Below are 9,445 nucleotides of genomic sequence, written 5' to 3'. Positions count from 1 at the left end.
ACTTCACGTCACCCCTTATTCCATAAGGGGTTTTCATGATCTTGCCCTGATATTAAAAATCATGCAGCACTATATCCTACCGACCTAGGTTGACAAAAATCAGCAATCATAAGAAAAGGAAAGACATGTTTAAAACAGTTATCGATAACGAGCTATCCATCGCATTGGTTGAAGAGAGCTTCGCTTCTCATTACGCGGACATCTCACAAAGCCAGAATGAGTACCTAAGCCAATGGCTTGCGTGGCCGCCACATTGTAAAACCGAGCAAGATTTTAGGATCTTCATCCAACGTTCGCTGCACGATTACGCAGAAGGCCAGAGCATGACCTGTGCGATTGTGTATAAAGATAATATCGTCGGTAACTGTAGCTTCAACACCATTGACCACAATAAGCAGAAAGTCACGATAGGCTATTGGCTGTCTGAACCTTATCAAGGAAAAGGGATTGTTACTCGTGTGGTCGAGAAGCTGATTGATATTGCTTTCAATAAGTTAGATATGGAAAAGGTCGAGATATCAGCGGCAACAGGTAACCACAGTAGTCGCAAGGTTTGTGAGCGCTTACATTTCACATTAGAAGGCATCATAACTCGTGACGAAAACTTGAATGGTCGCATCGTTGACCACGCTATTTATGGCCTTCATCGTTCCAAGCGGTCATAACACTTAAGTTTAATTTATCCTTAATACCCCAAACGTCAACGAATAACAGGATACACATACTAACGTTTTTAAATTTACCAATAATTAATATCCACAGCATTAATATATTAGATAATCTGACAAGATTAATATACCTAGAACTATACCGCTCGTTTAGCAATCAACTCAGTTATTAACTCTCCTATTTAATTAATAATTAGTAAAAAAGTCTAAAGTAACTAAAAATTAATTTATACGATAACTAACATACAACGTCAACAATCACCCAATAGACTTAATTACCAAAAAACCATGACCTAAATCCAATAACGACCACATAATAAAAACAAATTAATATTTATCATCTATTCTACATTTCAATTTAAATAAACAGATGAGTTGTATTAATTATATATAAAAATCAACCATCCTATTTTATTTATAAAACTCTTACAATTATTAAATATCAATAGAAAGAACAAAGACAAAAAATTAATTAGAACACTCTGAATTTCGATATGGAAGCCATAAGATACAGCCTTGGAAATGGATAAATACCAAAATAGACGGATAAATCCTCTTTACCTCTTGTAAATCATGGACTTTCATTTATAAATTCAAGCTTTGAGTGGGCATCTTCACAGATTTTCATTAAGGTAAAAATTCTGAGATTAGTATCAACATTTTAAGAAAAATAGTGACATTTTAGTTGTGTTATTTAAAAAGTCTTGGTGTGAATAAAAGTCCTAGTTATTAAATATCAATCATATAAATAGTAAGTATTACTTAGGAGTTGAGTTATGCACTGTTCTTTCAACATAAATAAAAACGATGAGAGCTTGCAACTAATTTATAACGAAGAGAAAATCTATATAAAAATAAACAGCAAGAAAATATCAGAGGAAAGACTCAATAGTAAAGAGAGTTTTGTTTTTAAGTACCTTATCGAAAATTCATCAATATCAAACCCTCAGTCTGCACGAGATGTTGAAGAATCCTTTAAATTACACTTTGATGAAGAGTTCAGCTTATACGCCTTAAAAAATATTATTGCTTCGATTAGAAAGAAGTATCGAAACCTGTGTAATAAAGCAAAAATAAATAGTAATAGCGAACTTATCTCAAATCTATACAAGGTAGGCTACTTTATAGATTTAGATAAAAGCTCAGAAAACTGCATAGCACCAAAGCACAACATCACCCCATTCAAACCCAACCATATCGAACTATTAAAGCTGATGATCAACACCTATCAGAAGGATTTGATCAAAGCGTTGATAACCGTCGTCACTATTTCTTCATTTTTTCTATTTGCTATCTACTTTTTCCAGATCCTTTATACGACGAAGATTGCAAGCGAATATAGCGAGAACACAAAGCTGATAGCGGAAGAAGTCATGAACTACGGCTGTGGTAGCCAAGTGTCGGTGCACGCGTTAAGGCACTCTCTCAACATTGATTCGGTGCTCCTGACAACACCTTATCGTTCCTGTTATATCTCTAAAACACGCTCGGAAATGGTAAAGCTCGATCAAATTGACGATTTTTACAACAGTGCAGATTTCTCGTACTCACATTTCGCCGATCACGAACATAATATTGACCTTACTGTGCGGATTTCTAAACGTCCTATTGAAGCTCGGTACAAAAATTCATTGTTACCGCTGCTCGTCGATTCAGTCTCTATCCAAAAAAATGATAACGATATCTTGAACCTTGGCGAAAGCAATCAGCCTATTTATCAAACCTCACTTTCAACTGGCGCATCCATCACGTTCTACAGTGACAATGTTGTTGAATTGTGGGCTGCACTTGCTCTGATGCTCGCCACACTACTGTATCGCTCTTACATTTTAGGCTTTATCACTTACATGTATCGTTGGAGACATATCTCCTTTGAGGAAGAGCCAATAATCAACACAAAAGACAACACCGTTTTATACTACGAGTTGTTGTCGAGAGTTCATAACGTTGGCGTCCTGAGCTTCATCAACACTATGAGACGTACCAATTTATTGACTTTTCATACTATTTTAATCATTGAAACGGTCAAAAACGCTAAGTTAAATAACAACCATGAGATCTATGGTGTCAATGTATGTCCGAGTGCTTTGGTAGGATCTAATTTTGAAAAACTCAGAAAACATTTATTAGCATTAGAAGCAAATGAGTTTGTCGTAGAAATTACTGAGTACTCGAACATTGGTTATGGCTGTGAGGTCATCGACAACATCAAAGAAGTTAAAGAACTTGGTATAACCATTGCGTTGGACGACTTTGGCACTGGCAATAACAATATCGAAATCATTAGTATTATCTCTCCTCGCTACCTAAAACTGGACCGTTGTTTTGTTAAAGACATCGAATCAGGTGAGCATCATCAAGGTGTATTGCTAAACATCTCGGAAATAGGTCGCTTATCAAACATCACTATGATTTATGAAGGTGTAGAAACCCGCAGACAACAATACATCTTATGTCAACTCGGCTACAACTTACATCAAGGCTACCTGTATAGCAGACCCAATAATTCAAAGGAGATAACCTCTGACCCTATTTGAGTATTGATGCCGCCCCTTTTCTATTAAAATAGTTATCGCTCATAAGACCGATTTAGAGCCCACAAGGATGTAGGCTTCAAGTCCCACCTTTCCGCAAAACGTTTTATCCAACCATTAAAATACTCTGTCCATTTTCATAAAAACATTGCCAATTTGAACAAATAGTTTAGTGTTATACTCATGTATATCACCATGTAGTGTTAATTATGACCAAATGGAAAGACGACCAACCGATCTTTAGGCAGCTTGCGACAAAGATCAGTGACCAAATTCTTCAAGGTGTTTGGTTAGAGCAACAAGCATTGCCCTCTGTGCGTACGGTTGCCGCTGATCTAAAGATCAACCACCTCACCGTCATGAAAAGCTACCAGTTACTGGTTGATGAAGGGTTAGTAGAGAAAAAACGCGGCCAAGGCATGTATGTAGCCGAGGGGGCAGTTCAAAAATTGAAAGAGTCTGCACATCAATCATTCATCAACACACAGATCCCAGCCATCGCTGAGACGCTAGGCATCATTGATATGAGTGTCGAAGAACTCGTGAAACAGCTAGCACAACATATAAAGGACAAGTCATGAGTACGTTACTTTCCGTGAAAAACGTAACCAAAACCTATTCAAATCAAGTGGGTGTCGAGAACATCAGCTTTGAGTTAAAACCGGGGCAAGTGCTTGGTTTGCTGGGCCACAATGGCGCGGGTAAATCAACTCTGATCAAATCACTGCTTGGCGGACACAGCTATCAAGGTGAGATAGAGGTTAACGGCTATCACCCTATCCACCAGCATGCAGAACTCATGCAGCACTTGTCGTACATCTCAGACGTTAACGTGTTACCCGAGTGGATGACCGTTAAGCAACTACTTCGATATACCCAAGGTGTACACCCTAGCTTCAATAAACAAAAAGCAGAGCAGACATTAAGCAGCACCAACATCAAGCTCTCTTCGACTATCAAGCAGCTTTCTAAGGGAATGAAAGTACAACTTCACCTTGCGATCATCATCGCGACTGACACTCAAGTGTTGATCTTAGATGAGCCTACACTTGGCCTAGATTTGCTGTACCGCGATACTTTTTATCGCCACCTTTTAGAGTGGTTCCACGATGGCGATCGCGCCATGATCATTGCTAGCCATGAGGTTTCAGAAATTGAACACCTATTAACGGATGTGCTGATTTTGAAGCAAGGCCATTGTGTGCTGCAAAAGAGCATGGAAGACATCGAAAACGACTATTTCATTATCGAAGTCGCCAACAGCCATTCAAACGAGATCCAGAAGCTCAATCCATTGACCTCACAACCGGGCCTAGGGACCACTAAGTGGTTATTAGAAGGTCAATACAAAGAACTGGTTGAATCATTGGGAAACATCTACAACGTGGGTCTCGCTGACCTATTCCTTGCAACACAGACGGAGAAGGCATAATGCATCCAAGTTTTTACATGCTAGAAAAAGAGCTTATCGAGCACAAGATTAACACTCGTTTACCTCTGTTTGTCGCATTATGTGGTTTGTTGCTGTTCGTTAGCCTGTTCTTTAGCGGCCAGGCGCAACACGATTTTTTCTTTCAAATGGAAGTCAATGGCGACGTTAGTGACATCCACAGAGAGTTCGCACAAGACCTCAACTCAGTGATCTACTTTGGCGCGGGCCTTATTTCTCTGATCCTATCGACGCTTTACATCCCTAAAACGCTGCGTAAAGAGCGTCAAGAAGGCAGTTCGATGTTTTGGAGAAGTATGCCAGTATCCAATGCAATGACTCACGGAGTGAAGCTAGGCTTCGGTTTAGTGGTTATTCCAGCTCTCTGTGCACTATTAGTGCTATTCGCCGATTTCCTGCTTTGGATACTGAACATTTCAAGCCAACAGCAATTAGCGCTGCTCGTCGAGCAGCAGTCTCTGTTTTATGTGTTAAGCAACTGGCTCGTGTTCTTTGGAAGAATGATGTTAGTTGCACTGGTTCTATTACCATTGGCAACGGTTACTCTGGCTATTTCACAGTTGGTTAATTCACCATTGCTTGTGATTTTTATCTCAAGCTATGCGATTAAGTTTCTCTCTGTTGCCGTGTTTGGATTTTATGGCATCAATGACTTCCTATCTCTCATCGCTTCGCTACCAATCAACGTGCTGATGGCGAGTAATCCGTTCAGCGCAATTGCAGAAGCTCCAGTTTTATCTTTAGGTATTTATGTATTGATTGGTGTTAGCGGTTATCTACTGAGCCTAAAGCTAAACAGAACGGATGATGTGAGTTTGAAGGGGCTGTTCCAACGTTAGAGAGAGCTCTCCTGACGTTAACGATATCACTCCTGAGTAAATCACCACGTCAGATATCCAAATCAAAATCAAAGCTTCTGAGAAATCAGGAGCTTTTTTGTTTTCCCAATCACAGTAAATAAGTGATCATAATTAGTGCAGGCAAATGCTTTAGGGCCAGTCAGACATTTTCGGTTAATTATTATCCTACAACCACAATTTCTAACGAAGTTATCAAGCCTTTCAACAAGCGAGGGTGACCAAGTACCTACGACGATGGGTATTAGCAATACATCCAGTTTATTAGCCTTACCGTTTAGATCATAAAAAGAGCTAGAGGGTCGTTTTAACTAAGAAGAACTAAAGTGGAGTAAAGATGAGTTAAGAGCGGTATTAATGAGCTGACACTGGATGCATTGTACTTAATGCCTGTCAGCTCTTTGGAGAATGATTTCTTTAGTCACCAACCAGATGAAGGTCCTTGGGAGAACTAATGAAACCGGTTTGTTGCATTTTTCATTATACTTAAGCTTTTCAGCTTTTTGACTTGATAGCTTTACGATTTAAAGCTTATTTCTTTGCCGCTTCTTTTGACGTGTCTTTCCAATATTGGATACGAACGCGATGAAGTTGTGCTCTTCTCATTTTTTTCATATGGGATCTTTCCTTTTCATTTAACTGCTCTTCTTGAGCTATTTTTATTGCCAACTATTCGAATCTAACGGTGTTTGATGGCTAGATCAATGATACAGGTCACGAAATATATGGAATTCTTAGTACCATTTGCATCAAAGTTAGACCTAGATATCAACTATGGTTCAGTTTCATACCATGAGCCGTTATTCGAATTTAAGGTTAGCTCTCTCAAATGACATATTCATTTCAGTATCAATACAGTTCCATGATACGTATCAATAGACCGGACCAGCACGGATTTAGTTCCAAATATTTACTTTATTTCACCCAATAAAGTTACGACGTAACAACCGATATGTTGAAGATGATCGTTTTATACCCCACATTGATCTGTACGTCACAACATCAAAATGTGATTATATTGGCAATGGATAAAGCTTCTATCTAATAGATAATGCTCGTAATAGATAAAGTTAAATGGACGTAATAATGAGTAAAGTAATTCTACAAGGTCATATTCTAGTGCCAGACAACGCCCTAGAAACAGTCACCCAAGCCTTAGCTACGCATAAAGAACTCACACTGGCGGAGCCTGGCTGTATAGTGTTTCGAGTCAGTCAAAGTACGCTTCAACCTAATCGCTTTGAAGTGTATGAAGAGTTCACTAACCGAGAAGCATTCGACATACACCAGCGTCGAGTTAAAAGATCGGAATGGGGTGAAATCTCCAAGAACGTGACACGTCATTATCAAATCACCGATATTCCGACATCATAATGATACATCCGCTAGCCAAGCGCATCGTCACGTTGATCAAACAAGATCCCTTGCGAATGCAGGTTTTAAGCTGTGTCGCTCAGTTGGATTTACCGCAGTGTTATGTCGCTGCGGGCTTTGTGAGAAACCTCGTTTGGGATCACCTGCATGGTTATGCCTCCCCGACCCCACTCAATGATATTGATGTGATCTACTTTGATCCCATGGATACCTCTTACGAATCGGATCTTAAATACGAGGCTCTGCTTAAACAACGGTTACCCGAACTGAATTGGCAAGTTCGCAATCAAGCCTACATGCACACTAGAAATGGGGATGAACCTTACCAAGGCTCATTAGATGCGATGAGTTACTGGCCAGAGAAAGAAACCGCCGTCGCCGTAAAGCAAAGCCTTAATGGAGACATCGAGTGTATTGCATCTTTTGGTTTAGAGAGTTTGTTTGATTTGCAAATCACACCGAATCCCAATCGCAACAGAGACGTGTTTGAACAACGAGTTCAGTCTAAAAACTGGTTAACTCATTGGCCGAAGTTAACTATTGGTTGTTTGAGTCTCAAAGGGTCCTTTGTCGCTCGTACTAATTAGTCGCAAATGTTATACATTAATATGTTTAATATAAACTATGATTAATATTAACTCACATCCATATAAGGTAGCTATTATGTCGATTTTACGTGCGTTACTGATACTTATAAGCTTAGTTATCATTGGGTGTGCTGATACACATAAACTTCAGGTTACGGATGTAAACTCAACAGCTAAATTTGAAACAAGTGATTCAGTTTTAATCGGCCGCTCAAAGAATGGGGAGTATGGGAAGCACTATTATTCAGGCTCAGGACTAATGGTGAGTAAAGCTCTTCAATCAGAGTTATTCACAAAACTAAACAACGTCGCAATCGCTAACCAAGCAGCTGATTACAATTTTGTCCTTAAATATGCGAAAAGCAATGAGTTCGACTACTTAATTTTTCCTACCATATTACACTGGGAAGATCGCGCGACTGAATGGTCAGCAAAGCCAGATAAAGTAAGCGTAAAAATTACAGTTGTTGATGTTAAAACAAAAGTAATTATTAAGTCTGGTATAATCGAAGGAAAAAGCGGGCTAGCTACCTTTGGCGGTGACCACCCACAAGATTTATTGTCAGAGCCGGTCAGCGAATTTATGGCTAGCCTATTAAATTAATTATTTATCGTGGTGAGCCAACAATTGAGCTCTATTGCGTAGACAACCTCAACTCTACCTTATGACACCGTAGTTAGCATGGTTAACCTATGTCGAATCAAACTTTGCCTCTGTACTAAAACCATTGACTAAAATCCCAATCAGATCGAACATGCCCCCACTTGTTAGCTTATTAAGTTAGTCACTAACCAACTCATCAACCGCGCGTGGCGACTAGCTGCTACGCTCTCTCGTCATACTGAGTAACGACCATGAACCAACAATACATGCTGCAAGCACTCGAAGCTTCGCGCCAAGCCCTACCTGATTGCCAACCAAACCCGCCAGTAGGCTGCGTTTTGGTGAAGAACGATAAGGTGGTGTCTGTTGGGTATACACAGAAGGTAGGTGGCAACCACGCCGAGGTTGAAGCGCTCAATAGCTATGATGGAGCAATGGAAGGCGTTACCGCTTACGTAACTTTAGAGCCATGTTCATTTGTCGGCAGAACTCCCGCTTGCGCCAATACATTGGTTAAAGCCGGTGTGAAACACGTAGTGGTGGCGATGCTAGACCCAGACCCTCGTAATAATGGTCGTGGTGTTGCGATCCTTGAATCGCACGGCGTGAAGGTGGATGTGGGGTTATGCCAAACACAAGTGAGCGCCTTTTTATCCCCTTACCTTGGTAAGCCCTAGATCTTAAACAACCAATATTAGTTCAATTTCACTCGGTAAAGCGGGTTGACTGGCTTATCGACAAAATACGACCAGATATGATCGTAGACAGCATGTTGGTTGGGGAATGGCGCTAACGCTTTTGCCTCTTCTAAATTGCACCAACGGTACTCCGTATGCTCGTCATTCAGTTCAATCGCTTGGTTGGGCGGGCATAGCACTGCAAAGGCAGGGATTAGCTGAATTACATTCACGTCCGCCTCGTAGAACTGTTCTAGGAACTGCGCATTATACAGAGCTTCCACTGCGATTTTGGTTTCTTCTTCAAACTCACGAACAATGGCCTGACAGCCAGTCTCACCCACTTCGATTGAACCAGCAACATGGCACCAAAAACCGCCCTTCACACGCTTCATTAATAGCATTTTCGTTTGGCCGTTGACTTCAGAAAGAGCGACACCTGCCACGATGGAAGTATTTAGTGGGATCATAACGTTACCTTAGTTACACAAGACATCGGTAAGGCTACCACCCTTCGTTTATTAAGTTGTCTTCTATAATAAAAAACGAGAAGTCACTCATCCATTTATGAAGCTCAAACCGTCACTCGAAAACTTGGAGTTACGCATCACAACGGTGGTATCCAATAATTGAACCATTTCTTATTTGTGGCGCTTTTCGATAAAGAGTAGAATCGCCGCCTTGTACCGTGTTG

General features: G+C 40.3%; 10 protein-coding genes. 9 read left to right on the top strand and 1 reads right to left on the bottom strand.

Annotated features, from left to right (window positions below; translation table 11 throughout):
* Positions 1-125 precede the first annotated feature (125 nt).
* The 9 genes from WR49_RS19005 (at position 126) to WR49_RS18965 (ending at position 8,751) form a co-directional block, all read left to right on the top strand.
* Positions 126-665 carry a GNAT family N-acetyltransferase gene (locus tag WR49_RS19005; RefSeq protein ID WP_046225049.1) on the top strand — a complete coding sequence of 180 codons (540 nt, stop codon included), beginning with the start codon at positions 126-128 and terminating at the stop codon, positions 663-665.
* Positions 666-1,444: 779 nt separating this feature from the next.
* Complete coding sequence (locus tag WR49_RS19000; protein ID WP_046225048.1) at positions 1,445-3,205, top strand: EAL domain-containing protein; 1,761 nt, start codon at positions 1,445-1,447, stop codon at positions 3,203-3,205.
* Positions 3,206-3,411: 206 nt separating this feature from the next.
* Complete coding sequence (locus WR49_RS18995; RefSeq protein ID WP_017058710.1) at positions 3,412-3,783, top strand: GntR family transcriptional regulator; 372 nt, start codon at positions 3,412-3,414, stop codon at positions 3,781-3,783.
* Complete coding sequence (locus WR49_RS18990) at positions 3,780-4,634, top strand: ABC transporter ATP-binding protein (RefSeq protein WP_017058711.1); 855 nt, start codon at positions 3,780-3,782, stop codon at positions 4,632-4,634. Before WR49_RS18995 ends, WR49_RS18990 begins: the two co-directional genes overlap by 4 nt.
* Positions 4,634-5,491 (top strand): hypothetical protein, encoded by an 858-nt coding sequence (locus tag WR49_RS18985; RefSeq protein WP_017058712.1) that lies wholly within the window; start codon positions 4,634-4,636, stop codon positions 5,489-5,491. The genes WR49_RS18990 and WR49_RS18985 overlap by 1 nt, the downstream gene beginning before the upstream one ends.
* Positions 5,492-6,595: 1,104 nt before the next feature.
* Positions 6,596-6,883 (top strand): putative quinol monooxygenase, encoded by a 288-nt coding sequence (locus WR49_RS18980; RefSeq protein WP_046225047.1) that lies wholly within the window; start codon positions 6,596-6,598, stop codon positions 6,881-6,883.
* Positions 6,883-7,470: a nucleotidyltransferase family protein gene (locus tag WR49_RS18975; RefSeq protein WP_046225046.1), complete on the top strand. Its 588-nt coding sequence runs from the start codon at positions 6,883-6,885 to the stop codon at positions 7,468-7,470. The genes WR49_RS18980 and WR49_RS18975 overlap by 1 nt, the downstream gene beginning before the upstream one ends.
* Positions 7,471-7,546: 76 nt before the next feature.
* Entirely contained in the window at positions 7,547-8,074 is a 528-nt protein-coding gene (locus WR49_RS18970; protein WP_046225045.1) for a DUF4823 domain-containing protein, read from the top strand.
* Positions 8,075-8,325: 251 nt separating this feature from the next.
* Positions 8,326-8,751 carry a bifunctional diaminohydroxyphosphoribosylaminopyrimidine deaminase/5-amino-6-(5-phosphoribosylamino)uracil reductase RibD gene (locus WR49_RS18965; RefSeq protein WP_046225044.1) on the top strand — a complete coding sequence of 142 codons (426 nt, stop codon included), beginning with the start codon at positions 8,326-8,328 and terminating at the stop codon, positions 8,749-8,751.
* Between the two features lie 17 nt (positions 8,752-8,768).
* Here the strand turns inward: WR49_RS18965 and WR49_RS18960 are convergent, their stop codons facing one another.
* Positions 8,769-9,221 (bottom strand): NUDIX hydrolase, encoded by a 453-nt coding sequence (locus tag WR49_RS18960; RefSeq protein WP_046225043.1) that lies wholly within the window; start codon positions 9,219-9,221, stop codon positions 8,769-8,771.
* Positions 9,222-9,445 lie beyond the last annotated feature (224 nt).

The sequence above is a fragment of the Vibrio sp. ECSMB14106 genome (genome assembly GCF_000972265.1).
Classification (GTDB): Bacteria; Pseudomonadota; Gammaproteobacteria; order Enterobacterales; family Vibrionaceae; genus Vibrio; species Vibrio kanaloae.
Note: the sequence above shows the minus strand (reverse complement) of the source record. Positions and strands in the feature narration are given on the sequence as shown.